We start from the raw sequence: 23,304 nt of genomic DNA, 5'->3' as shown, positions 1-23,304 counted from the left end.
GACAAAAAGAAGGTCATTGTACCGGCAAGGCGTTGGGGGAGGCCGGAAAGAAAAAGCCCCGCAGGCTGCGGGGCTTTTCAGGGGGGAGCTGGATCAGACCAACTCGCCCCACATGTCGTACTCATCGGCATCGACGATGCGCACACGCACCTTGTCACCCGGTTTGACGCTGGTGGCGTCGATGAACACGCTGCCGTCGATCTCCGGGGCGTCGGCCCAGGAGCGTGCCACGGCGCCTTCGCCGTCCACTTCGTCGACCAGCACGTCCATCTCCAGGCCGATCTTGGCCTGCAGGCGCGCCGAGCTGATGGCCTGCTGATGCGCCATGAAGCGCTCCCAGCGCTCTTGCTTGACGTCGTCCGGCACCACTTCCAGGCCCAGGTCGTTGGCCGGTGCGCCTTCCACCGGCGAATACTGGAAGCAGCCGACGCGGTCGAGCTGGGCTTCGGTCAGCCAGTCGAGCAGGTACTGGAAGTCTTCCTCGGTCTCGCCGGGGAAACCGACGATGAAGGTGGAGCGAATGGTCAGCTCGGGGCAGATCTCGCGCCACTTCTTGATGCGCGCCAGGGTCTTGTCCTCGAACGCCGGACGCTTCATCGACTTGAGCACTTTCGGGCTGGCGTGCTGGAAGGGGATGTCCAGGTACGGCAGCAGCTTGCCGGCGGCCATCAGCGGGATCACGTCGTCGACGTTGGGGTAGGGGTAGACGTAGTGCAGGCGCACCCAGACGCCCATCGACGACAGCGCCTCGCACAGCTCGAGCATGCGCGTCTTCACCGGCTGGCCGTTCCAGAAATCCAGCTTGTACTTCATGTCGACGCCATAGGCACTGGTGTCCTGGCTGATCACCAGCAGCTCCTTGACGCCGGCCTTGACCAGGCGCTCGGCCTCGCTGAGCACATCGCCCACCGGGCGGCTGACCAGCTTGCCGCGCATCGACGGGATGATGCAGAAGCTGCAGCTGTGGTTGCAGCCTTCGGAAATCTTCAGGTAGGCGTAGTGGCGCGGGGTGAGCTTGATGCCCTGCGGCGGCACCAGGTCGATCAGCGGGTTGTGCTCGGCTTTCGGCGGAATCACCTCATGCACGGCGTTGACCACCTGCTCGTACTGCTGCGGGCCGGTGACGGCCAGCACGCTCGGGTGTACGTCGCGGATGCTGTCTTCGGCCACGCCCATGCAGCCGGTGACGATCACCTTGCCGTTCTCGGCCAGGGCTTCGCCGATGGCGTCCAGCGATTCGGCCTTGGCGCTGTCGATGAAGCCGCAGGTATTGACCACCACCACGTCGGCATCCTGGTAGGTCGGTACGATCTCGTAACCTTCCATGCGCAGTTGGGTCAGGATGCGTTCGGAGTCGACGGTCGCTTTCGGGCAACCAAGGCTGACGAATCCGACTTTCGGGGTGGCGCTGGACATGCGGGCTAACCTCTAACGGGCGCCTGGCTGGCGCCTCTGATCAAAAAGTGCGCAATTCTAGCGGCGGTTCGGGCGCTTGACCAGAGGCGCCGTCACCTCAATTGCGCCCCGGCAGCATGCGCGTCAGGGTGTTATCGCGCACCACGTAATGGTGATACAGGCCGGCGACCGCGTGCAGGCCGATCAGCCAGTAACCGGCGCTGCCGGCCAGTTCGTGCAATTCCTTGATCTGTCCGGCCAGCGCCTTGTCTGGGCCGATCAGTGCCGGCAGTTCCATACCGAAGAAGGGAACAGGCTTGCCAGCGGCGCTGAGGATCAGCCAGCCGGCCAGCGGTGCGCCGATCATCAGGGCGTACAGGGCCAGGTGCATCAGCTTGGCGAGCAGTTTATGCCAGCCAGCTGGCGCAGGTTCGATGGCCGGAGTAGGGCTCAGCGCCCGGGCCAGCAGTCGCAGCCAGACCAGCGCGAAGACGCCCAGGCCGAGCATGAAGTGCCACTGCTTGAGCAGCTCGCGGGTATCGCTGCCTTTGGGGAAATTACCCTTGAGTTCGATGCAGGCGTAGACGGCGGCGATCAGGACCAGCATCAGCCAGTGCAGGCCAATGGACAGGCTTGAATAGCGGGACGGGGTGTTCTTCCAGTTCATACAGGCTTCCTCGGTAATGTCCTGCATCTGCGGCAGGTGCTTCTAGGATAGAGCCGCTTTGCTTATGTGAAGCTGAGGAAGATCAATGTCCGGAAACGAAAAAGGCCACTCGATTGAGTGGCCTTTTTCGGAAGGTGGTTGCGGGAGCAGGATTTGAACCTACGACCTTCGGGTTATGAGCCCGACGAGCTACCAGACTGCTCCATCCCGCGTCGGCCATTCTACTCAGGGAGAGAGTCTTGTCAATCGATTTATTACTTTTGATCGAAAATACTAATCGACCAGGCAAACAAAAAAGGCCACTCGATTGAGTGGCCTTTTTCGGAAGGTGGTTGCGGGAGCAGGATTTGAACCTACGACCTTCGGGTTATGAGCCCGACGAGCTACCAGACTGCTCCATCCCGCGGCGGCCATTCTACTCAGGGAGAGAGTGTTGTCAATCGGTTTCTTGCTTTTAATCGAAAATACTAATCGGCCAGGCAAACAAAAAGGCCACTCGCTAGAGTGGCCTTTCGGAAGGTGGTTGCGGGAGCAGGATTTGAACCTACGACCTTCGGGTTATGAGCCCGACGAGCTACCAGACTGCTCCATCCCGCGGTGGCCATTCTATCGAAAGAGCGCCTTACGTCAACCATTATCTTTAAAAACTGTTTTCAACTCAGATGGTTAGCCTCAAACAACTGTTAGACTTCAGCGAGTTCGACCATATCTGGCGAGGCTTTCGAGGGTGTTGTGCGCAAGATAATTCACGTTGACTGCGACTGCTTTTACGCCGCAATCGAGATGCGTGACGACCCGAGCCTGGCCAATCGTCCGCTGGCTGTAGGTGGTTCGGCCGACCGGCGCGGGGTGATCGCCACCTGCAACTATGAGGCGCGCGCTTATGGCGTGCGCTCGGCGATGTCGTCGCGGCATGCGCTGAAGTTGTGCCCGGACCTGCTGATCGTCAAGCCGCGTTTCGAGGTGTACCGCTCGGTTTCCCGTGAGATTCACGGCATCTTTCGTCAGTTCACCGACCTGATCGAGCCGCTGTCGCTTGACGAGGCTTATCTCGATGTCAGTGACTCGCCACATTTCTCTGGTAGCGCCACACGCATTGCCCAGGAGATTCGCCGCCGCGTGGTGCAGGAACTGCATATCACCGTGTCGGCCGGCGTGGCGCCGAACAAGTTCCTGGCCAAGATTGCCAGCGACTGGCGCAAACCCAACGGATTGTTCGTCATCACCCCGGATCAGGTCGATGACTTCGTTGCAGAGTTGCCAGTGAACAAGCTGCATGGCGTCGGCAAGGTCACGGCCGACAAGCTGACGCGCCTGGGCATTCGCACCTGCCTGGACCTGCGTGAGTGGAACAAGCTGGCGCTGGTGCGTGAGTTCGGCAGTTTTGGCGAGCGCCTGTGGCGTCTGGCCCATGGCATCGACGAGCGCGACGTAAAGGTCGATAGCCGTCGTCAGTCACTGAGCGTGGAGCACACGTACGATCAGGATCTGCCCGATCTGGAGTCCTGCCTGGAAAAACTGCCGGCACTGCTCGAAGAAATGCACGGCCGCCTGCAGCGCCTCGACGCCAGCTATCGGCCGGACAAGCCCTTCGTCAAGGTGAAGTTCCATGACTTTACCCAGACCACCCTGGAGCAGGCCGGCGCCAGTCTCGATCTGGACAGCTATCGACTGCTACTGAGCAACGCTTTCGCGCGGGGCGACAAGCCGGTGCGGTTGCTTGGGGTGGGGGTCAGATTGCATGACCTGCGCGGGCGGCAGACGCAGCTGGAGCTGTTCACCTAGTTGCCGGTCGGGGAGGGGCTTAGGCCGCGACTATCGGTAAAGATGTCGCGCGCCCAAGCGCCGCCCTCGGATTGCGTTTACCAGCTGCTCACTCCGCCCAGAGGCGAATTGGCTTACCGCTGGCTGGCCACAGTTGCAGCTGGCCGATGTCGTTGAAGTCCCAGCGCTTCACTTCGCCCAGTGCGGCGAGGAAGCGGCGTTCCTGCTCCATCAGTGCGGGTGCGCACACCTTGCGGGTGCTGCCGGGGGCGTCGAAGCCAAGCGTGTCACCTTTGAGCCTGTAGCCAGCGAACCAGTGGTTGCAACCAGCATGTCCGTGAGCGCGGCCATCAGCGGCAAACGTGACGGTCAGGTGGCTGCGGTCGATCAGCGGGCGTTCGCCGATCCATTCGACGCGGTAGCTGCGTTCGGTTTCCAGCTGCGGTGCATCGTTGGCGCAGCCCGCCAGAGTCGCGGCGAGCAGAGCGAGGGGCAGGGCGCGGTACATGGTCTCAGGCCTCCTGGCAGGTGCGGCATAGGTGACGACCGGCATCGTGGCGCCAGCCCAGCTCGGCGATACGGGCTTCGGCGGCGGGCGCTTGAGCGGCTTTACCGAGGGCTGCATCGACGGCGAATTCGAAGTCCAGCTGCTTGCCGCAAGCGTCGCAGTTCACCTGCCAGTTATGAATGGCCAGCTCCTTGAACTGCGGACCCTTGCACACCGCCAGCCATTGGCCGGGCGGATTGATCAGGTGACGGACCTTTTCCACGTCCAGGCGCATGTGCAGATCGCGGCTGCCCTTGAGGGTGACCAGCAGCGTGTCGCCTGCCTTGATCGAGCCGCCGTTGCCGGTGACCTGATAGCGGCCTGGTGCCAGAGCGCGGCATTCGGTGAGCGTGTGTTGCGGGTTGAGCAGGGAATAACGGAAATCGTGTTCGGCCATGGGTCCTCCGGATCAGCCGGCATGCTATCACGCGGTGCTCTCGACCTCATCGCTTGAGGTCGTCACCCATGGCGCACCTTCAGGCGCTCTGGGCCGCCGCTTCGGTCAGGCGCGTGATCGCCGCATCCAGTTCATCGAGGGCTCGCTGGGCCTCAGGATCGTCCTGCTTGAGAAGTGTCTCGCTGCGCTGGCAGGCCGCACGTAGCTGCGGAACGCCGCAGTAGCGCGTGGCCCCATGCAGGCGGTGAACCCGTTCGATCAAGGCCGTGCGCTCGCCGGCATCGCGGGCCTGACGGATCGCCTGGCGGTCACCGGCCAGACCTGCCAGCAGCATGCTCAGCATGTCGGCGGCCAGATCGGCCTTGCCGGCTGCCAGGCGCAGGCCTTCTTCGGCGTCGAGCACCTTGGGTTGCGCCTGGGGTGGCGCAGGTGGCGCGACCTTGTGAGTCGGCTGGTTACGCAGATTCAGGCCGGTCCATTTGAGCACCACCTGGGCCAGCTGGCGTTCGTTGATCGGCTTGGTCAGGTAGTCGTCCATGCCGCTTCGCAGCAGGGCGCGTTTCTCGTTGGCCAGGGCATGGGCCGTGAGTGCGATGATCGGCGTGGCGCTGCGGCTCTGATCGCTCTCCCACTGGCGAATCGCCTCGGTGGCTTCGCGACCATCCATGCCGGGCATTTGCACGTCCATGAATACCAGGTCGAAGCTGCCTTGCTGGACCGCTTCTATCGCGGCGTACCCGCTGTCGACGGCTGTGACCTGGGCGCCAAGGTCGTCGAGCAGCGTCTGCACCAACAGCAGGTTGGCCGGGTTGTCGTCGACGCACAAAATCTGTGGCCGGCGGGTATCGCTGATCGCCGCCGGTTCGCTGGCCGAGCGCTGCGGGTTGACCATTTCGACCAGGGCCTTGTGCAGCTTGCGCGTACACGGGGGTTTGGCCTGCAGCTGGTTGTAGGCGTCGGGTAGCGATTCGTGAAACAGGCTCAGTTCGGTGGTCGGGCACAGCACCAGCGCCTTGCAGCCAAGTTGGTCGAGGTCCCGTATCCGTTGGCCAAGGCTGTCCGGCGGTAGCTGGCTGGCAGTGATGCCCAGCACTGCCAGGCTCAATGGACGCTCACGATTGTGCTGGTTGTTCACCGCCTCGAAGAGCTGGCCTGGATCGGAGAAGCTCTCGACCTCCAGGCCGCAGTCCTCGAGCAGGTGGGCCAGCGCCTGGCGGGCCAGTTCGTGACTCTCCAGCACTGCCACGCGCCGGCCCTGGAGGGCTGCACGCGGCAGGTCTTCGGCGTCGTCGCGAGCCTTGGGCAGGGTCAGGGTGATCCAGAATTCCGAGCCTTCGCCCGGGGTGCTGTCGACCCCGATCTCGCCACCCATCTGCTCGATCAGGCGCTTGGAAATCACCAGGCCGAGGCCGGTGCCGCCGGCCTGGCGGCTGAGCGAGTTGTCGGCCTGGCTGAAGGACTGGAACAGCGCGCGCAGGTCGTCGTCCGACAGGCCGATGCCGGTGTCCATCACGCTGATGCGCAGCTGCGCGCTGTCGGCGTTCTCGTCCTCGACCATGGCACGCATGACGATGGTGCCTTCGCGGGTGAACTTGATCGCGTTGCTGACCAGGTTGGTCAGCACCTGTTTCAGACGCAGCGGGTCGCCGCGCAGGGCCAGCGGGGTGTCGCGGTAGATCAGGCTGACCAGCTCCAGCTGTTTTTCGTGGGCCGCAGGGGCGAGGATGGTCAGGGTGTCCTGCAGCAGGTCGCGCAGGTTGAACGGGATGGATTCGAGCACCAGCTTGCCGGCCTCGATCTTGGAGAAGTCGAGTACCTCGTTGATGATGCCCAGCAGGTTGTCGGCGGATTTCTCGATGGTCGACAGGTAGTCCTGCTGACGCGGGCTGAGCTCGCTCTTCTGCAGCAGGTTGGTGAAACCGAGAATGCCGTTGAGCGGCGTGCGGATCTCGTGGCTCATGTTGGCCAGGAACTCGGACTTGATGCGGCTGGCTTCCAGGGCCTCCTTGCGCGCGAAGTCCAGCTCGATGTTCTGGATCTCGATGGTCTCAAGGTTCTGGCGCACGTCTTCGGTGGCCTGTTCGATGCTGTGCTGCAATTCTTCCTGGGCGTTCTGCAGGGCTTCGGCCATGCGATTGATGCCCGAAGCCAGCTCGTCCATCTCATGACTGCCCAGCGGTGGCAGGCGGGTTTCCAGGTTGCCGTCCTTGAGTTGGGCGACTCCGGCCTTTATCGCGCGCAGCGGAGCGTTGATGCTGCGGCTCATGCGCAGGGCGAGCAGGGCGGTCACGGCCAGGCCGCCGACGATCAACAGCAGGCTGGCGAACAGGCTGCGATAGCCGCTGAGTAGCGTGCCCTGATGCGAGAGTTCCAGCTCGACCCAGCCGAGCAGTTCGAGTTGGCGGTCTTCGCCGAGGTTGTCGCTGAGTACCAGGTGTTGGTCGTAGACCGGCAGGAGAAAGCGCGTGGCATCCTGGCCACTGAGCAGGCTGACGCCCGGCTGGCCGCTGGGCGAGGGGTTGAGCATACTGGGCCCGGCGTGTGCCAGGGCTTCACGTTGCGGGGCGAGAAAGCCGACCGCACGCACGTCCGGGTGCTCCAGCGCCTGTTGAGCGATGCGCTCGAGTTTTTTCACATCCTTGTGTTGCAGCGCCGGAGCGGCCAGGGGCGCCAGGTGTTCGACCAGCATTTCACCGCGTTGCAGCAATTGAGCCTGCAAATCCGAGAGCTGCACCCAGGTGAAATAACCGCCCAGCACCAGGGCCAGCAGGCTGCTGGGCAGCAGGGTGAGCAGCAGCACGCGGCCTTTGATGCTGAGATCCTTGAACACGATTTTCCTCCTTCAGGACATCTGGTCAGTGTAGCGATTCGGCGCAGCGGAATCTCCAGGTGAGAGATTGTCGTTTAATAGATAGAATTGTTCGCATTCAATATCTATCGGTTTACCGTCATGCTGACCCGCTTGCCTCCCTCGGCCCGCATCCTTGCCGTCGAGGATGACCCTTTGCTCGCTGGTCATGTGCAGTCGCATCTGCTGGGCTGCGGGTTTGACGTGACCCTGAGCCATGACGGCCGCGAAGGCTTGCAGTTGGCCGAAAGCGAAGATTTCGATCTGGTGCTGATGGACATCCTCCTGCCCGGCATCGATGGCCTGCAGGTTTTGCAGCGTCTACGCCAGCGCCGCAGTGTGCCGGTGCTGCTGATGTCAGCCCTGGGTGATGAGCAGAATCGCATCGCCGGCTTCAGCCAGGGCGCCGACGATTACCTGCCCAAGCCTTTCAGCCTGGGTGAGCTGAGCGTGCGGGTCGAGGCGATTCTGCGTCGAGTCGCCTACGAGCGCCGCGAGCAGCAGCCCAGCGCCTCCGGGGATGGTTTGCAGTTCGATGAAGGGCGCAGCGATGTTGCCTTCTGCGGCACCTGGGTTGGCCTGACGCCCAGCGAGTACCGGGTGCTGGAGTTGCTCTGGCGGCATCGCGACGAGGCCCTGAGCAAACCCTTCCTTTATCAGCAGGCGCTACGCCGTGCCTATTCGCAGCATGATCGCAGCCTGGACATGCACGTCAGCCACATTCGGCGCAAATTGCAGGCGGTCGGCTATGAGGCGGCGCGTGTGGATACCGTCTGGGGCAAGGGCTACCTCCTTACGCAGGCTCTGGCATGAACCTTCCGGGGCGACATTCGCTGCTCTGGCGACTGGCCGGCGCCCTGGCGTTGTTCTGCCTGCTGCTGGTCAGCCTGCATGTGGATGTGGGGCGGATGCTGCTCGATACGACCTCTTATCTGCCCGAGTCGAGCCGGCAGCTTCTCAGGGACGAGGCTCGCCAGGCCGAAACGGCCTGGCGGGATGGTGGGGCGTCAGGTGTCGATGCCTATCTACAGAATCTGCATCAGCGCGAGCAGGTCTGGGCTGTGGTGGTCGATGAGCACAAACATTCGCTGGCCTCGCGGCCGCTGACCGATGAAGAAGAGCAGCGCCTGGATTTCGTGCGCAAGCTGGATTTTTCCGTGGGACGGCCGGGTACAACGCCGACTTTCTATCTGCCTTTCAGCGATTCCAGCGCACGACTGGTCATGCAGTTGCCGCAGCGCTTGAACCCACGCCAGTACAACCAACTATGGGAGGTGCTCCTGCAGCGGGTGTTGCCGGCGGTGCTTGCCGTGGTCGTGGCACTGCTGCTGTATCGACTGTTGATCGCTCCCTTGGCGATCCTGCGGCGCCAGGCTGCCGCGCTGAGCGCGGGGGACCTGTCCGCCAGGCTTGGTCCACCGGTCACCCGGCGCCGGGACGAACTGGGTGAGCTGGCGCGAAGTTTCGACCATATGGCCGAGCGTCTGCAGGGTACGGTCGCTTTTCAGCGCCAGTTGTTGCGCGACCTGTCCCATGAGTTGCGCACCCCGCTGAGCCGCCTGCGCGTGGCCGGAGAAAACGAGCGCGATGGCGATGCGCTGCGCCAGCGCCTGGTGCGTGAAGTGGACGCGATGGAAAAGCTGGTCGGCGATGCACTGGAGCTGGTCTGGCTGGACACGGAGCGGCCGCAACTGCCCAGTAAAGACGTGGATGTGGTCAGGCTGTGGGATGTACTGCGTGAGAACGCCGGCTTCGAAACCGGCTGGCCGCTTACGCGCATGCCCTGTGATCTGCCGGCGGATTGTCGGGTGCGCGGCAACCTCAATGGCCTGGCGCAGGCCCTGGAAAACGTCCTGCGCAATGCCATCCGTCATTCGCCAGATGGCGGTGTGGTTCGCCTGGGTGGTCGACTTGAAGGCAATAAATGGCTGTTGTGCATCGAGGATCAGGGCTCGGGCGTGGCCGAGGGTGAACTGGAGACCATCTTCCGTCCCTTCACTCGCCTCAGCGCCGCCAGGCCGGGTGGCGACGGTTTCGGCCTGGGCCTGGCCATTGCCCGCAGCATGATCGAGGCACAAGGCGGGCGTGTCTGGGCCGAGAACGGGCGCCCAGGGTTGCGCATCCATATGCACTTGCCGGCGGCCTGATCACGGCGCACAACGGCTGGTTACGTTCGCTGGGTGATGCCGCGACGGGTTCGGCGTATCATGACGCCCCTTCGCGTCAGTCTGGATTCGAGCGACCCATGACCCTGCAATTCCCCACCATTGCCGACTGCATCGGTAATACCCCTCTGGTACGTCTGCAACGCCTGGGCGGTGACACCAGCAACACGCTGCTGGTCAAGCTGGAAGGCAACAACCCGGCGGGCTCGGTCAAGGACCGTCCGGCCTTGTCGATGATCAACCGCGCCGAGTTGCGTGGTGCCATCCAGCCGGGCGACACCCTGATCGAAGCCACCAGTGGCAACACCGGCATCGCCCTGGCCATGGCCGCGGCGATCAAGGGTTACAAGATGATCCTGATCATGCCGGACAACTCCACCGCCGAGCGCAAGTGGGCGATGACCGCCTATGGCGCCGAGCTGATCCTGGTCAGCAAGGAAGAGGGCATGGAAGGCGCACGCGACCTGGCCGAGAAACTGCAGGCCGAGGGGCGTGGCAAGGTGCTCGATCAGTTCGCCAACGGCGACAATCCCGAGGCGCACTACAGCGGTACTGGCCCGGAAATCTGGCGCCAGACCGGTGGGACCATCACCCATTTCATCAGCTCGATGGGCACCACCGGCACCATCATGGGCACCTCGCGCTACCTCAAGGAGCAGAACCCGGCGATCCAGATCGTCGGTCTGCAGCCGCAGGAAGGCTCGGCCATTCCCGGTATCCGCCGCTGGCCGCAGGAATACCTGCCGAAGATCTATCAGGCCGAACGGGTCGATCAGGTCATGGACATGGGCCAGGCCGAAGCCGAACAGGTCATGCGGCGCCTGGCGCGGGAAGAGGGCATCTTCTGTGGTGTGTCTTCCGGCGGCTCGGTGGCCGGCATGCTGCGCCTGTCGCAGCAGCTGGAAAACGCGGTATTGGTGGCGATCATCTGCGACCGCGGCGACCGCTATCTGTCCACCGGCGTTTACGAAGAACCGGCGCACTGATGGCCAGACGCAGCTCCAACTTGCGCTTTCAGCCCAGCGGCGGCACTCGTGCGGCGCAGGTTCCGGTGGGCAAGAAGCAGAAGCTGTCCATCGAGCGCCTGGCTGGTGACGGTCGCGGTATCGCGTTCGAAGGCGGGCGAACCTGGTTCGTCAGCGGTGCGCTGGCGGGCGAGCAGGTCGAGGCACGGGTGCTCAGCGCGCGCAGCCAGACCATCGAAGCGCGCGCCGAAAGGATCATCGCCGCCAGCAGCGAGCGCCGTGAGGCGCCTTGCGTACACGCCGACCGTTGCGGCGGCTGCAACCTGCAGCACATGCCTCATGCCGATCAACTTGCCCTGAAACAGCGCACGCTGGCCGAACAACTTTCACGTCTGGGCGGTGTGCAGCCGGATGAGTGGGCACCGCCGCTGGTCGGCGCGGAATTCGGCTACCGCCGCCGCGCGCGCGTTGCCGTGCGCTGGGACGCCAAGGGGCGTCAGTTGCAGGTCGGGTTCCGCGCCGAAGCCAGTCAGGACATCGTTGCCATCGACCACTGCCTGGTGCTGGTACAGCCCTTGCAGCCCATTTTCAAGGCACTGCCGGCCTTGTTGCGCAGCCTGGACAAGCCGCAGGCCGTCGGGCATGTGGAGTTGTTCAGTGGTACTGCCGAAGCGCTGTTGCTGCGCCATACCAGCAGCTTGAGCGAGGCTGACCTGGGCCGCCTGCGCACGTTCTGCAGCGAGCATCGTGCGCAATTATGGCTGCAGGGCGAGGGGCTACCGCAGCCTGACGAGCAAACCGCCGAGCTGGGTTTCATGCTTGAGCGCTGGCAGCTGCAGTTGGCCTATCGGCCGGGTGACTTCGTACAGGTCAATGGTCTGGTCAACCAGGCGATGGTTGCTCAGGCGCTAGACTGGTTGTCAGTGCAGCCTGGTGAGCGGGTGCTGGATCTGTTCTGTGGCCTGGGTAATTTCGCCTTGCCACTGGCCCGGCAGGCGGCTGAGGTAGTGGCAGTGGAGGGCGTCGAGGCGATGGTGCAGCGCGCCGCTGGCAACGCGCAGAACAATGGTTTGGGCAACGTGCACTTTTTCCATGCCGACCTGTCCAAGCCGCTGGCCGAGGAGACCTGGGCGCGTGGCGGTTTTACCGCAGCGCTGCTCGATCCGCCGCGCGATGGCGCGTTGCAAGTGGTACGCGGGATGACGCAGTTGGGCGCGCGGCGCCTGGTCTATGTATCCTGCAACCCGACCACGCTGGCGCGCGATGCCGCCGAGTTGCTGGAGCAGGGCTATCGCCTGCGCCGCGCCGGGATACTCGACATGTTTGCGCAAACGGCGCATGTCGAGGCGATGGCTCTGTTCGAGAAACCCGAGGCCTAGGCCTCGGGCCAAAGCGGTACGTTCGGTACCGCAGGGATGTGCAGGATGCGCATTCTTTCAGTTAATCCGACCGGCTCAGAGAAGGCCGGCGACTGCTCGGTGCACCGTATGCGCACCGTAGGGAAGGTAAGACGATGGTTCAGGTGAGAGCGCATCAGCCGGTCAACGATGACGGCAGCATCAACCTCGAGGCCTGGTTGCAGCACGTTACCCGCGTCGATCCGGCGCTGGATCGTCAGGCGCTGCAAGAGGCCTGCGAATTCGCCCGTGATCTGGAGCAACAGGCCAACACCACCGAGCATCACTGGAGCGAGGGCGCCTCGACATTCCGCGCCGGTCTCGACATCGCGGAAATCCTCGCCGATCTCAAGCTCGATCAGGATTCGCTGGTCGCTGCGGTCATCTATCGCGGCGTGCGCGAGGGCAAGATTACCCTGGCCGCCGTGCACCAGCGCTTCGGTCCGGTGGTGGCCAAGCTGATCGAAGGCGTGCTGCGCATGGCCGCGATCAGCGCCAGTATCAATCCGCGTGAATCGGTCGTGCTCGGCTCGCAGACGCAGGTCGAGAACCTGCGCAAGATGCTGGTGGCCATGGTCGACGACGTGCGCGTGGCCTTGATCAAGCTGGCCGAGCGCACCTGCGCCATCCGTGCGGTCAAGGAAGCCGACGAGGAGAAGCGCCAGCGTGTCGCGCGTGAGGTGTTCGACATCTATGCGCCGCTGGCTCACCGCCTGGGCATCGGTCATATCAAGTGGGAGCTGGAGGACCTGTCCTTCCGTTACCTGGAGCCGGAGCAGTACAAGCAGATCGCCAAGCTGCTGCATGAGCGCCGTCTGGATCGCGAGCAGTACATCAACGATGCCATGGCGCACCTGCGCCAGGAGCTGGAAGCTACCGGTATCAAGGCCGACATCAGCGGCCGGGCGAAACACATCTATTCGATCTGGCGCAAGATGCAGCGCAAGGGCCTGCAGTTCAGCCAGATCTACGACGTGCGCGCGGTGCGCGTGCTGGTGCCGGAGATGCGCGACTGCTACACCGCGCTGGGTATCGTGCACACCCTGTGGCGGCACATTCCCAAGGAGTTCGACGACTACATCGCCAACCCCAAGGAAAACGGCTATCGCTCGCTGCACACCGCCGTGCTCGGCCCGGAAGGCAAGGTGCTGGAGGTGCAGATTCGCACCCACGCCATGCACGAGGAAGCCGAACTGGGGGTTTGCGCGCACTGGCGCTACAAGGGTACCGACGTCAAATCCGGCTCCAACCACTATGAAGAGAAGATTTCCTGGCTGCGTCAGGTCATCGAGTGGCACGAGGAACTGGGCGATATCGGCGGCCTGGCCGAACAGCTGCGCGTCGATATCGAGCCGGACCGGGTCTACGTCTTCACCCCTGACGGGCATGCCATCGACCTGCCCAAGGGCGCCACGCCGCTGGACTTTGCCTACCGCGTGCACACCGAGATCGGTCACAACTGCCGAGGCGCCAAGATCAACGGCCGCATCGTGCCGCTGACCTACAGCCTGCAGACCGGTGAGCAGGTGGAGATCATCACCAGCAAGCAGGGCTCGCCGAGCCGTGACTGGCTCAACCCCAACCTGGGCTACGTCACCACCAGCCGCGCGCGGGCGAAGATCGTGCACTGGTTCAAGCTGCAGGATCGCGACCAGAACGTCGCCGCCGGCAAGCAGTTGCTCGAGCGCGAACTGGCACGTATGGCCCTGGTCGGTGCGGACTTCGACAAGCTGGCCGAGAAGGCCAACCTGAAAACCGCCGATGACCTGTTCGCCTCCCTTGGCGCTGGCGACGTGCGCCTGGCCCATGCGGTCAACCTGGCGCAGCAACTGGTCGAGCCGGAGCGCGGCAACGAGCAGCTGGAGCTGATCCCACGCAAGGCTCAGGGCTTCAAGCCGGGCAAGCGTGGCGACATCCAGATCCAGGGTGTCGGCAACCTGTTGACGCAGATGGCGGGCTGCTGCCAGCCGCTGCCGGGCGACCCCATCGTCGGTTACATCACCCTCGGCCGCGGCGTCACCATTCACCGCCAGGATTGCCCCACGGCGCTGCAGCAGACTGCGCGCGAGCCGGAACGCATGATCCAGGTGAACTGGGGACCGGTGCCGGTGCAGACCTATCCGGTGGAGATCGTCATCAAGGCCTATGACCGTTCCGGTCTGCTGCGTGACGTCACCCAGGTGCTGCTCAACGAGAAGCTCAACGTACTGGCGGTCAACACCCGCTCGAACAAGGAGGACAACACCGCCTCCATGTCGATCACCGTGGAGATTCCGGGGCTCGATGCCCTGGGCCGCCTGTTGGCGCGCATCGGTCAGCTGCCCAATATCATCGAGGCGCGTCGTCACCGCGTGGCGTAACAGGACTTATTCATGTACCAACTCGATGATCTGCTGCACCTGATGGCTCGTCTGCGCGATCCGCAGCATGGCTGCCCGTGGGATCTGAAGCAGAGCTACGCGAGCATCGTGCCTTACACCCTGGAGGAGGCCTACGAGGTCGCCGACGCCATCGAGCGTGGCGACTTCGATCACTTGCCGGGCGAACTCGGTGACCTGCTGTTTCAGGTGGTCTACTACAGCCAGCTGGCGCAGGAGGAGGGGCGTTTCGATTTCGCCCGGGTGGTCGATGCCATCACCACCAAGCTGATTCGCCGCCACCCGCATGTGTTTCCCGATGGTGATCTGTACGGAGCGCCGGACGCGGCGAAGCTGGAGGAGGCTGCGGTCAAGCAGCGCTGGGAAGAGCTCAAGGCGCAGGAGCGCGCCGAGAAGGCCGCTGCGCCCGAGCAGCTTTCCCTGCTCGATGATGTACCGACCGCGTTGCCGGCGCTGTCGCGCGCGGCCAAGCTGCAGAAGCGTGCCGCCCAGGTCGGCTTCGACTGGCCCGAAGCCTTGCCGGTGGTGGATAAGGTGCGCGAAGAGCTGGATGAAGTGCTCGAAGCCATGAGCGAGAACGATGCCGAGGCAGTGGCCGAGGAAATCGGCGACCTGCTGTTCGTCGTCAGCAACCTGGCGCGCCACCTGAAAGTCGACCCGGAAGCGGCGCTGCGCGCGGCCAACGGCAAGTTCGAGCGGCGCTTTCGCTTTATCGAACAAAGCGTGCGTGACGCGGGGCGCAGCATGGACGGCTGCTCGCTGGAGGAGCTGGACGCCCTGTGGGGCGAGGCGAAGAAGCTGGAGAAGCTGTAGCACGCGTCATGCGCCGATCCGGGCTGGAGCGGCGGCCGCTTAGCCCTTATGCTGGGCGCCTTGGACTGGCAGCGCGAATTTGCGTCACTGCCGCAACACAATCATGTTCGGGATTTTTAGTCATGGGTCTTTCCCTGCGCGACCAGCTGCTCAAAGCCGGCCTGGTCAATGAAAAACAGGTCAAGCAGGCTGGCAAGCAGCAGCAGAAGCAGAAGCGTCTGGCGCACAAGGGCCAGGCCGAGCTGGACGACACTGCGCGCCAGGCTGCGGTGCAGGCGCAGGCCGAGAAGGCGGCGCGTGACCAGGAGCTGAATCGTCAGCAGCAGGAAAAGGCCGAGCAGAAGGCGCGTACGGCGCAAGTCAAACAACTGATCGAGCGTTCGCGTCTGCCCAAGCTCGACGGCGAGGATTACTACAACTTCGTCGATGACAAGAAGGTCAAGCGCCTGCCGGTCAATACCATGGTGCGCAACAAGCTCTCCAACGGCTGGCTGGCCATCGTGCGTCATGGTGGTGGTTACGAGATCATCCCGCGCGAGGCTGCGTTGAAGATCCAGGAGCGCGACGCTTCGCGCATCGTCCTGCTCAACACCCATGTCGAAGAGCCGGATGCCGACGATCCTTACGCGGCCTATCAGATCCCCGACGACCTGATGTGGTAACGCTGCGTTACTGCACGCTCGCCTAGGGTGTGCTGTGCGCATCGCGGGTTGATGCGATTGCCGCTGGGGTGCGTGGCGCACCCTTGCGCTAGCCGAGTCGCATTCAGCAGCTGTTGCCGCCCAGCAGCACCCGGCCAAAGCTGGCACCTGCATCCTGCGGGGTGATCGCCAGCAGGTGGTCCATGCGCAGGCGCTGTTCGCCGTCCGCTGTACGTACCAGCAGAAATTCTCCCTTGCTCGCTATCGTTTCGGTGGTCAGTGCCTGGCCCTGCAGGCGAGTGCCGTCGACCAGCTCGATATCCAACTGATAGCGATGCATGCAGGCAATCTCCAGATAATCGTAGAGATCACAGGCCAGGGGCTGGTAGTCGTCCATCGAGTCGTCCTCCGCGCAGGTTTCAGCCTAGCCGAGAAGTGATTCTGGCTGCTTTCCCGTGGCGATAAAAAACGCCGCAACCCGATACCGGCGTTGCGGCGCTTTTGTTTCGCGGATGCGTGTTACATCAGCGGAATGGTGTAGCTGACGATCAGGCGATTTTCGTCCAGATCACCGATGCTCGCGTTGGAGCGCACCATCGCGTTACGCCAGCGCACGCCCAGGTTCTTCAGCGGGCCTTGTTGGATGATGTAACTGATGTCGACGTCGCGCTCCCATTCCTTGCCACTCGCGCCGCCCACGCCGTCGAAGCCGTCGCCGGTGACGTAGCGAACGAAGGCGCTCAGCCCCGGGATGCCGTAGCTGGCGAAGTTGATGTCATAGCGGGCCTGCCAGGATTTCTCATCCTTGCGGGTGAAGTCGAGAATCTGCAGGTAGTTGACGATGTAGGGATCGGTTTCGCTCAGGAAGGGGAAGGCGTTGTCGCCGCCGACCTTCTGGTAGCCCAGGCGGAAAGTGTGGGCGCCGATACCGGCCCAGAGATTGACCGAGGTGAGGTCGTTGTCCACGTCGCCGCCGAGCTTGCGGCCGTTGTCCTGGGAGTCGAAGTAGGCCAGGTTGGCGCCCAGCTTCCAGTCGCCAATCGGCTGCACGTGGATCAGGTTGTAGAGCTTCTGGTCGTAGATGTCTTGCAGCTCGCCGTACCACAGGCCGACGGTGGTATTGCCGCCATTGAACTTGTAGTCGCCGCCGCCGAAGTTGTAACGGTCGCTCTTGCCGCCGACGTTGCTGGCGGTGATGTCCTGGCTGTCGGTGGAGTTGCGGAAGTTCACTTCACGCAGCTGACCGCCATTGAGCGTCAGCCCGGCGAATTCCTGCGAGGTGATCATGCCGCCGTTGAAGACTTGCGGTAGCAGGCGCGAGTCGCCGGAGGACACGATAGGCAGCTTGGGCATCAGGCCGCCAACCTTGCCGACAGTGTTTGAAATACGCACTTTGACCGCGCCGGTCGCCTCTGAATACTCGTCCGGGCCTTCATCGCCAAAGCCGTTGGGTAGCAGGTTGGTACCGGCACGGTCGTCCGAGGAGTCGAGCTTCAGGCCCAGGCCTGCGTAAGCGTCCAGACCAAAGCCGACGGTGCCTTCGGTAAAGCCGGACTCGGCCTTGAGGATGAAACCCTGCGCCCATTCTTCACGCTTGGACTGCTGCGCGGCTGTGGTGTCGCGCAGGTCACGGTTCATATAGAAGTTGCGAAGTTCGAGGGTGGCCTTGCTGTCAGCGATGAAGTCGGCCTGTGCCAGGCTTGGTAGGGTGAGGCTGGCGCCCAGCGTGGCGAGGGCCACGGCGCGGGCGAGGGGAGTCTTGCTCATTATTGTTGTCTCCTCGTTGTTATAAGCAGGTCGGCCACGAAATGACCGGCCAGTTACGGCGCGGTGAAATAAAGCATTTCACCTGCGAGTCGACTGTAAGACTTTAGTCTGGCGGGGCTTTGAGCGAAGCGGTGGCATTGTTGAGAGCGCTCTAGCTTGCGCTCGGCAGCGCTTTGCTCGGGTTTGCCGACCATCGGGAATATTCCCGGCAGGGGCTACGGCAGTTGAGAAAAGTCGGCAACCGTTGGTCGATAAAGATTAAAGCTCACCCTTCGATGGCCGTTAAGTTCGGCAGATAACCTATTCAGGTACCCAGTCATGAACCCTCTGAGCTCTCTCAACTCCGCCGCTTCCCGTACTGCGCAAGCCAGCCAGCCCATGGCCGCGCGTAACAACGCCGCCGATGCGCAGGCTACGCTGGCCAACCGCCTCGCGGAGAAGCTGGGTGTACAGCCGGGCTCGCTCTCTGGGTCGCGCGAGGACTACACCCCGGAGAAAGTGGCCGGGCGGATTCTGGGCTTCATCGAGCAGCGCTTGCAGAGCGAGGCTGCTGCCGGCGCTGACCCGGCCAAGTTGGACAAGCTGTTGTCTCAGGCGCGCGAGGGCGTGGAGAAGGGGTTCGCCGAGGCACGCAAGATTCTCGATGGCATGGGCGTATTGAAAGGCCAGGTAGCCGGCGATATCGATGACACCTACAAGCGTATTCAGGATGGTTTCGGTGACCTCGACAAGCGCTTCGGCAGCGCTGCCCAGAGCCCTTCGGACAAGGTCGCTCTGGCCGGTTACAGCGAACGCTTCAGCGCACTGGCGGAGACCTTCGAGCTGTCCGTAACCACTCGCGATGGTGACCGTCTGCGTATTTCCGTGGCGCAGGCTTCGGCCAATTGGTCGCAGAGCAGCTTCGCCGCCTCCAGCGATGGCAAGTCCGCGACCGTGGCGGGTAGCAGTCAGTCCGGCAGCATGCGCATTGGTGGCTGGCAGGTGGACGTCGAAGGCGAGCTGGACGATGACGAGGTCAAGGCGCTGGAGAAGCTGTTCGGTCAGGTTCAGGATCTCTCCGACAAGTTCTATGCTGGTGATCTGGCCGGCGCTTTCGACCGCGCCATGGCACTGGACATGGATGGCGAGCAATTGGCGTCGATGTCGCTGCGCCTGACCCAGACCAGCGTGCGGCAGGCCACCGATGCCTATGGTTCGGTAGCCGGGCAGGGGGCCAGTGCGACCAATACAGGTCTGCAGGATTACGCTCAGGGGCTGCTCGATGCGCTGCGCAGCGCGGGTGAGCTGGCGCAGGAGCCGCGCAGCATGCTCAAGGAATTGCTCAAGGGCGGCTTCTCGCTGGATGAGCGCTTCGATCTGCCGCGCCTGGAGAAAGCCGACAGCCTCAACCGCAGTCTGCTCGACGGGTTGCAGTCGCTGGTTGCCGATGAGGCGGGCAAGGACGCCGACGCGAGCTGATCGACGCCGGTGCTAAACTGTGCACCTTGCTGATCGTGAGGTGCGTTCATGACGCCTGAATGCCAACTTTTCGGAACCCTGGGCTGCCATCTTTGCGAGGTGGCCGAGGCGCTGCTCATGCCATTCGTCGAGAATGGCCTGCTGGTCGAGTTGATCGACATCGCCGAGCATGAAGGGATGGTCGAGCGCTACGGATTGCGTATCCCGGTACTGCGTCGCTGCGACACGGGTGGTGAGCTGAACTGGCCATTCGATGCCGAGCAGGTGGTGGCCTTTCTGAGCTGAGAGCGACATTCCAACAAATTGCAGGCAATAAAAAACCCGCCGGTTAAGGCGGGTTTTGATTTGGTCGGAGAGACAGGATTCGAACCTGCGACCTTCTCGTCCCGAACGAGACGCGCTACCAAGCTGCGCTACACTCCGAATGAGGCGTATTCTACTGAAAAACTTTTATCGCACAAGGGGTTAGCCTGAAAAAATCTTCGGGCTGAGCATCCAGTCGTCAGCCGGTTTGGGTTCCCGGCATCTTTCAGTAGCGCCTCACGTGCCCTTGTTCAGAGCTCCTTGACCGTCTGCACCTGATCCTTGTTGATCGTGGCGCGCTTGCCGTCGAGCTGCTCGAATTCGTAGAAGCCGGATTCTTCATCGAAGTTGGGCTTGTCGACGGTCTGGATCTCACGCCCGTCATTCAGCGTGATCACCGACGGCGTGGAGCAGCCGGCCAGTACAGCGAAGCCGATCGTCATAAGCAGGGCGGGGATGATCCGTTTGTTCATGGTCTGTCTCCTTGGGTACTAAAAGGGATGCTATACCCTGGCTCAGACGTAAAACTGTCACATGAGTTCCGCCGAGGCAGATGTGTTTCAGCCAGGCAATGGATGAGCCGTCAGTGTTTCCGGTGTATTGAAATTGGCCAGTCGGGCGTCGCCCGCCGGGCACTCGACGGCGATGGGGGACAGTTTGCCGAACCAGCGTTGTGGGCTGCGCTCGCCGGATTGCCAGGCCTGCTCCAGGTCGTCCTTCAGTCGTGTGGGGAGCAGGCAGAACAGCGGTTGCCAGTAATTACCCTGGCGAATCACCACCGGTTGGCTGCCTGATTGCGCCAGTAGCGACTCGAGCAGTGCGCGGTTGACCAGCGGGGCGTCACACGGCAATACCAGCATCTGTTCGTGGCGTGCTGCGGCCATGCCGGCGCGAATGCCTGCCAGCGGCCCCTGGAAGTCTTCATCCTCGTCGGCGACCAGCTGATCGGCATAAGGCGCATAGCGTTCATTGTTGCGGTTGCAGGAAATGATCAGGTCGTCGCTCATTGGTCTGGTCAGGTCATGCAACCAGGCGATCAGTGGGCGGCCTTGCCATTCCAGCAAACCCTTGTCGTGGCCGCCCATGCGCTGGCCGCGGCCGCCGGAAAGCAGTAGTACCGAGCAGCTGGGAAGGGCTTTGGAAGCGGGCATGCAGGCAGTCTCCGAGGGCAGGCTGTGTGATATAACAGCGCCCATTGTCTACTAATTGGATGCCTGCCATGAACCACAAGGCCGAAGCGGTTTTCGTGCCGCTGAACATCGCCGTGCTCACCGTCAGCGACACGCGTACGCTGGAGAACGATACCTCGGGGCAACTGCTGGTTGATCGCCTGACTGCTGCCGGCCACCAACTGGCCGCTCGCGTGCTGCTCAAGGACGACCTGTACAAGATCCGCGCCCAGGTAGCGACCTGGATCGCCGAGGACCAGGTGCAGGTCGTGGTGATCACGGGCGGCACCGGCTTCACCGGCCGTGACAGCACGCCGGAAGCGGTCGCCTGCTTGTTGGACAAACAGGTCGACGGCTTCGGTGAGCTGTTCCGGCAGATATCCGTTGCCGATATCGGCACCTCCACCATTCAGTCGCGCGCGCTGGCCGGTCTGGCCAATGGCACCCTGGTGTGCTGCCTGCCGGGGTCGACCAACGCCTGCCGCACCGCTTGGGACGGCATTCTCGGCGAGCAGCTGGATGCGCGGCACCGTCCCTGCAACTTCGTCCCGCACCTGAAACAGATTGCTGCCTGCGAGACCCGTGGATGAGTGGTTGCGATCACCCCGGCCTGTTGCCAATGGAAGCAGCGCTGGAACGCCTGCTGGCGCTGGCAGAGGCGGCGCCGATCGAGCAGGTCGAGCAGGTTGCGCTGGCCGAGGCTGATGGTCGGGTGCTGGCCGAGCCGCTGATCGCAGCGCTGGATCTGCCGCCTTGGGCCAACAGCGCCATGGACGGATATGCCCTGCGGCTGGCCGACTGGAACGACCAGCCGTTGCCGGTCAGTCAACGCATTCAGGCCGGCACTGCGCCTGCGCCCCTGGAGCCAGGAACCTGTGCGCGCATTTTCACTGGAGCGCCGCTGCCTGAGGGCGCCGACACCGTGGAAATGCAGGAAAACGTCGAAGTCGATGAGGCGGGGCGCGTGCATTTTCGCCAGCAGCTGAAGGTCGCTCAGAACGTCCGTGCTCAAGGTCAGGAAACTCGTATCGGCGATTGCGTGCTGCCGGCAGGCACGCGTCTGGGGCCTATCGAACTGGGGCTGGCGGCCTCTCTCGGCGCTGCGCACTTGTCGGTGCGTCGGCGCCTGCGCGTCGCCGTGCTGTCCACCGGGGATGAGCTGGTCGAGCCAGGGCAGGCCTTGGGGCCGGGCCAGATCTACAACAGTAATCGACGTCTGTTGATCGCCTGGCTGCAGCGACTGGGTTGCAGCGTGGTCGATGCAGGCATCCTGCCCGATGACCTGCAGCTCACCCGCGAGGCGCTGGGCGGCCTGGGCGAGGTCGACCTGATTCTCTCCACGGGTGGTGTTTCTGTCGGTGAGGCAGATTTTCTTGGCATGGCCCTGCGCGAGGCCGGCGAGCTGGCGCTGTGGAAGCTGGCGATCAAGCCCGGCAAACCACTGACGTTCGGTCATTACCAGGGCGTTCCGGTCATTGGCTTGCCGGGCAACCCGGCCTCGACACTGGTTACCTTCGGCCTGCTGGCGCGTCCTTACATGCTGCGCCGCCTGGGCGTGCAGCGTGTCGAGCCCCTGGGCTTCGCGGTGCCGGCAGGTTTCGCCTGGCGCAAGCCGGGCATGCGTCGCGAGTACCTGCGGGCACGCCTGGAGCAGGGGCGGGTGGTGCCCTACGCCAATCAGAGTTCAGGCGTGCTGCTTAGCGCCGCCTGGGCCGAAGGGCTGGCCGAGGTGATGGAAGGCAGCACGCTGGCCGAGGGGGATATGCTGCGCTTTATCCCGCTGAGCGAGATTCTCGGCTAGCGCCTGAGTTGCCCGGCCGTGCGAACGGTCGGGCGCTTTAGATTGCGTGGCGAAACTACTGGGTCACATTTATAACGATAGAATTTGCAAATGAGCCTTATAGCGGGCATATTCGCCAGCTTGTAAATTCAATCGACACGGTCGTGCCCATGCTAAGACGCTTCGCACCCCTCGTGCCTCTTGCACTCACAGCCTTTCTCGCTGCCTGCGCCGGCCACGCGCCGCAACCGCAGATCGGCGAAGCCGCGGTCGAGCCAGTTGCTCGTCCGCTCTCCCAGCAGGTCGAGCCTGAGCCTGCCGACGATGAAATCGCCGCGCTGACCGACGACAAACCCTACGAAATGCCGCAGTTGGCTGACAGTCTGCTCGACCTCGGGCGTTCGCTGATCGGTACGCGTTATCGCTATGGCGGCACTTCGGTGCAGTCCGGTTTCGATTGCAGCGGTTTCGTGGGTTACCTGTTCCGCAAGGAAGTTGGTCTCGAACTGCCGCGTTCGACCCGTGAGTTGATCAAGCTGGCCGCGCCCAAGGTGGCGCGCGCCGATCTGGAGCCGGGTGATCTGATTCTGTTCAACGACCGTGGCCGTGGTCGCGTCAGCCATGCCGGCATCTACCTGGGCGATGACCAGTTCATCCACTCCAGCAGCAGCCGCAGCGGTGGTGTGCGTATCGACAGCCTGGACGACAGCTACTGGAACCGCAGTTACCTGCAGGCCAAGCGCGTCCTGGCACTGGCTCCGGTGGAAGAGCAGGTCGCCGCCAAGCGCCACAACTGATGGGTCACGGCGTAACCCAAGGGTTGCGCCGTTCGTCGTGAATCGGCAGAGTA

Annotated in this window: 22 protein-coding genes and 4 tRNA genes; 13 read left to right on the top strand and 13 right to left on the bottom strand. The window is 63.2% G+C overall.

Going from position 1 to position 23,304, the window contains the following annotated elements; translation table 11 throughout:
* Positions 1 to 93: 93 nt before the first annotated feature.
* The 5 genes from rimO to ACN8M7_RS14585 form a co-directional block, all read right to left on the bottom strand.
* Positions 94 to 1,416, bottom strand: coding sequence for a 30S ribosomal protein S12 methylthiotransferase RimO (gene rimO / locus ACN8M7_RS14605; protein WP_061239977.1), 1,323 nt, complete (start codon positions 1,414 to 1,416; stop codon positions 94 to 96).
* Positions 1,417 to 1,513: 97 nt separating this feature from the next.
* Positions 1,514 to 2,062 carry a cytochrome b gene (locus ACN8M7_RS14600; RefSeq protein WP_061239975.1) on the bottom strand — a complete coding sequence of 183 codons (549 nt, stop codon included), beginning with the start codon at positions 2,060 to 2,062 and terminating at the stop codon, positions 1,514 to 1,516.
* A 135-nt stretch (positions 2,063 to 2,197) separates the two neighbouring features.
* Positions 2,198 to 2,274 (bottom strand) — tRNA-Met (locus ACN8M7_RS14595).
* Positions 2,275 to 2,391: 117 nt separating this feature from the next.
* Positions 2,392 to 2,468: transfer RNA gene (locus ACN8M7_RS14590), tRNA-Met, on the bottom strand.
* Positions 2,469 to 2,582: 114 nt separating this feature from the next.
* A tRNA-Met gene (locus ACN8M7_RS14585) sits at positions 2,583 to 2,659 on the bottom strand.
* Between the two features lie 135 nt (positions 2,660 to 2,794).
* Here ACN8M7_RS14585 and dinB point away from each other — a divergent pair.
* On the top strand, positions 2,795 to 3,847 hold the full coding sequence (gene dinB, locus ACN8M7_RS14580; RefSeq protein WP_082768072.1) for a DNA polymerase IV: 1,053 nt from the start codon (positions 2,795 to 2,797) through the stop codon (positions 3,845 to 3,847).
* Between the two features lie 88 nt (positions 3,848 to 3,935).
* Here dinB and ACN8M7_RS14575 read toward each other — a convergent pair whose 3' ends face one another.
* From ACN8M7_RS14575 to ACN8M7_RS14565, 3 genes are all read right to left on the bottom strand, one after another.
* Positions 3,936 to 4,334, bottom strand: a complete 399-nt coding sequence (locus ACN8M7_RS14575; RefSeq protein WP_490261215.1) for an META domain-containing protein — start codon at positions 4,332 to 4,334, stop codon at positions 3,936 to 3,938.
* Between the two features lie 4 nt (positions 4,335 to 4,338).
* Positions 4,339 to 4,770, bottom strand: a complete 432-nt coding sequence (locus tag ACN8M7_RS14570) for a hypothetical protein (RefSeq protein WP_490261214.1) — start codon at positions 4,768 to 4,770, stop codon at positions 4,339 to 4,341.
* Between the two features lie 79 nt (positions 4,771 to 4,849).
* Positions 4,850 to 7,600, bottom strand: coding sequence for a response regulator (locus ACN8M7_RS14565; RefSeq protein ID WP_490261213.1), 2,751 nt, complete (start codon positions 7,598 to 7,600; stop codon positions 4,850 to 4,852).
* Positions 7,601 to 7,720: 120 nt separating this feature from the next.
* Here ACN8M7_RS14565 and ACN8M7_RS14560 point away from each other — a divergent pair, with 120 nt between their 5' ends.
* From ACN8M7_RS14560 to ACN8M7_RS14530, 7 genes are all read left to right on the top strand, one after another.
* On the top strand, positions 7,721 to 8,431 hold the full coding sequence (locus tag ACN8M7_RS14560; RefSeq protein WP_490261212.1) for a response regulator transcription factor: 711 nt from the start codon (positions 7,721 to 7,723) through the stop codon (positions 8,429 to 8,431).
* Positions 8,428 to 9,765: a histidine kinase sensor domain-containing protein gene (locus ACN8M7_RS14555; RefSeq protein WP_490261211.1), complete on the top strand. Its 1,338-nt coding sequence runs from the start codon at positions 8,428 to 8,430 to the stop codon at positions 9,763 to 9,765. The genes ACN8M7_RS14560 and ACN8M7_RS14555 overlap by 4 nt, the downstream gene beginning before the upstream one ends.
* A 98-nt stretch (positions 9,766 to 9,863) precedes the next feature.
* A complete protein-coding gene (cysM, locus tag ACN8M7_RS14550) occupies positions 9,864 to 10,769 on the top strand; it encodes a cysteine synthase CysM (protein WP_061239961.1) in 906 nt (301 codons plus the stop codon).
* Positions 10,769 to 12,127 carry a 23S rRNA (uracil(1939)-C(5))-methyltransferase RlmD gene (gene rlmD / locus ACN8M7_RS14545; protein ID WP_490261210.1) on the top strand — a complete coding sequence of 453 codons (1,359 nt, stop codon included), beginning with the start codon at positions 10,769 to 10,771 and terminating at the stop codon, positions 12,125 to 12,127. Before cysM ends, rlmD begins: the two co-directional genes overlap by 1 nt.
* Before the next feature lie 134 nt (positions 12,128 to 12,261).
* Positions 12,262 to 14,505 carry a GTP diphosphokinase gene (gene relA / locus ACN8M7_RS14540; protein ID WP_490261209.1) on the top strand — a complete coding sequence of 748 codons (2,244 nt, stop codon included), beginning with the start codon at positions 12,262 to 12,264 and terminating at the stop codon, positions 14,503 to 14,505.
* A 12-nt stretch (positions 14,506 to 14,517) separates the two neighbouring features.
* Positions 14,518 to 15,336 carry a nucleoside triphosphate pyrophosphohydrolase gene (gene mazG, locus ACN8M7_RS14535; RefSeq protein WP_490261208.1) on the top strand — a complete coding sequence of 273 codons (819 nt, stop codon included), beginning with the start codon at positions 14,518 to 14,520 and terminating at the stop codon, positions 15,334 to 15,336.
* 122 nt (positions 15,337 to 15,458) lie between these two features.
* Entirely contained in the window at positions 15,459 to 15,998 is a 540-nt protein-coding gene (locus tag ACN8M7_RS14530; protein ID WP_061239949.1) for a DUF2058 domain-containing protein, read from the top strand.
* Between the two features lie 103 nt (positions 15,999 to 16,101).
* On the opposite strand, the gene ACN8M7_RS14525 is transcribed toward ACN8M7_RS14530, so the two are convergent.
* Together ACN8M7_RS14525 and ACN8M7_RS14520 are read right to left on the bottom strand one after the other, a co-directional pair.
* Positions 16,102 to 16,374, bottom strand: coding sequence for a Rho-binding antiterminator (locus ACN8M7_RS14525; RefSeq protein ID WP_061239946.1), 273 nt, complete (start codon positions 16,372 to 16,374; stop codon positions 16,102 to 16,104).
* Positions 16,375 to 16,496: 122 nt separating this feature from the next.
* Positions 16,497 to 17,744, bottom strand: a complete 1,248-nt coding sequence (locus tag ACN8M7_RS14520) for an OprD family porin (RefSeq protein WP_490261207.1) — start codon at positions 17,742 to 17,744, stop codon at positions 16,497 to 16,499.
* Positions 17,745 to 18,062: 318 nt separating this feature from the next.
* Here ACN8M7_RS14520 and ACN8M7_RS14515 point away from each other — a divergent pair, with 318 nt between their 5' ends.
* Both ACN8M7_RS14515 and ACN8M7_RS14510 read left to right on the top strand, forming a co-directional pair.
* Positions 18,063 to 19,202, top strand: coding sequence for a DUF5610 domain-containing protein (locus ACN8M7_RS14515; protein WP_490261206.1), 1,140 nt, complete (start codon positions 18,063 to 18,065; stop codon positions 19,200 to 19,202).
* Positions 19,203 to 19,250: 48 nt separating this feature from the next.
* Positions 19,251 to 19,487 carry a glutaredoxin family protein gene (locus ACN8M7_RS14510; protein WP_490261205.1) on the top strand — a complete coding sequence of 79 codons (237 nt, stop codon included), beginning with the start codon at positions 19,251 to 19,253 and terminating at the stop codon, positions 19,485 to 19,487.
* 61 nt (positions 19,488 to 19,548) lie between these two features.
* Here the strand turns inward: ACN8M7_RS14510 and ACN8M7_RS14505 are convergent.
* The 3 genes from ACN8M7_RS14505 to mobA all read right to left on the bottom strand — a co-directional run bounded on the left by ACN8M7_RS14505 (position 19,549) and on the right by mobA (position 20,656).
* Positions 19,549 to 19,625, bottom strand: a tRNA-Pro gene (locus ACN8M7_RS14505).
* A gap of 131 nt (positions 19,626 to 19,756) precedes the next feature.
* Positions 19,757 to 19,978, bottom strand: a complete 222-nt coding sequence (locus ACN8M7_RS14500) for a YgdI/YgdR family lipoprotein (protein ID WP_061239935.1) — start codon at positions 19,976 to 19,978, stop codon at positions 19,757 to 19,759.
* 87 nt (positions 19,979 to 20,065) lie between these two features.
* On the bottom strand, positions 20,066 to 20,656 hold the full coding sequence (gene mobA, locus ACN8M7_RS14495) for a molybdenum cofactor guanylyltransferase MobA (protein ID WP_490261204.1): 591 nt from the start codon (positions 20,654 to 20,656) through the stop codon (positions 20,066 to 20,068).
* A 68-nt stretch (positions 20,657 to 20,724) separates the two neighbouring features.
* On the opposite strand from mobA, the gene moaB reads away from it, so the two are divergent.
* The 3 genes from moaB to ACN8M7_RS14480 all read left to right on the top strand — a co-directional run bounded on the left by moaB (position 20,725) and on the right by ACN8M7_RS14480 (position 23,251).
* Positions 20,725 to 21,264 carry a molybdenum cofactor biosynthesis protein B gene (gene moaB, locus ACN8M7_RS14490; protein ID WP_061239929.1) on the top strand — a complete coding sequence of 180 codons (540 nt, stop codon included), beginning with the start codon at positions 20,725 to 20,727 and terminating at the stop codon, positions 21,262 to 21,264.
* Positions 21,261 to 22,475, top strand: a complete 1,215-nt coding sequence (locus tag ACN8M7_RS14485) for a molybdopterin molybdotransferase MoeA (protein WP_490261203.1) — start codon at positions 21,261 to 21,263, stop codon at positions 22,473 to 22,475. Before moaB ends, ACN8M7_RS14485 begins: the two co-directional genes overlap by 4 nt.
* A 149-nt stretch (positions 22,476 to 22,624) precedes the next feature.
* Entirely contained in the window at positions 22,625 to 23,251 is a 627-nt protein-coding gene (locus ACN8M7_RS14480) for a C40 family peptidase (RefSeq protein WP_490261202.1), read from the top strand.
* The last annotated feature ends 53 nt before the right edge of the window (positions 23,252 to 23,304 follow it).

Source organism: Pseudomonas spartinae (assembly GCF_965197125.1).
In the GTDB taxonomy this organism is placed as follows: Bacteria; Pseudomonadota; Gammaproteobacteria; order Pseudomonadales; family Pseudomonadaceae; genus Aquipseudomonas; species Aquipseudomonas composti_A.
The sequence above is the reverse complement of the archived record's forward strand: the minus strand, read 5'-3'. Positions and strand labels throughout refer to the sequence as shown.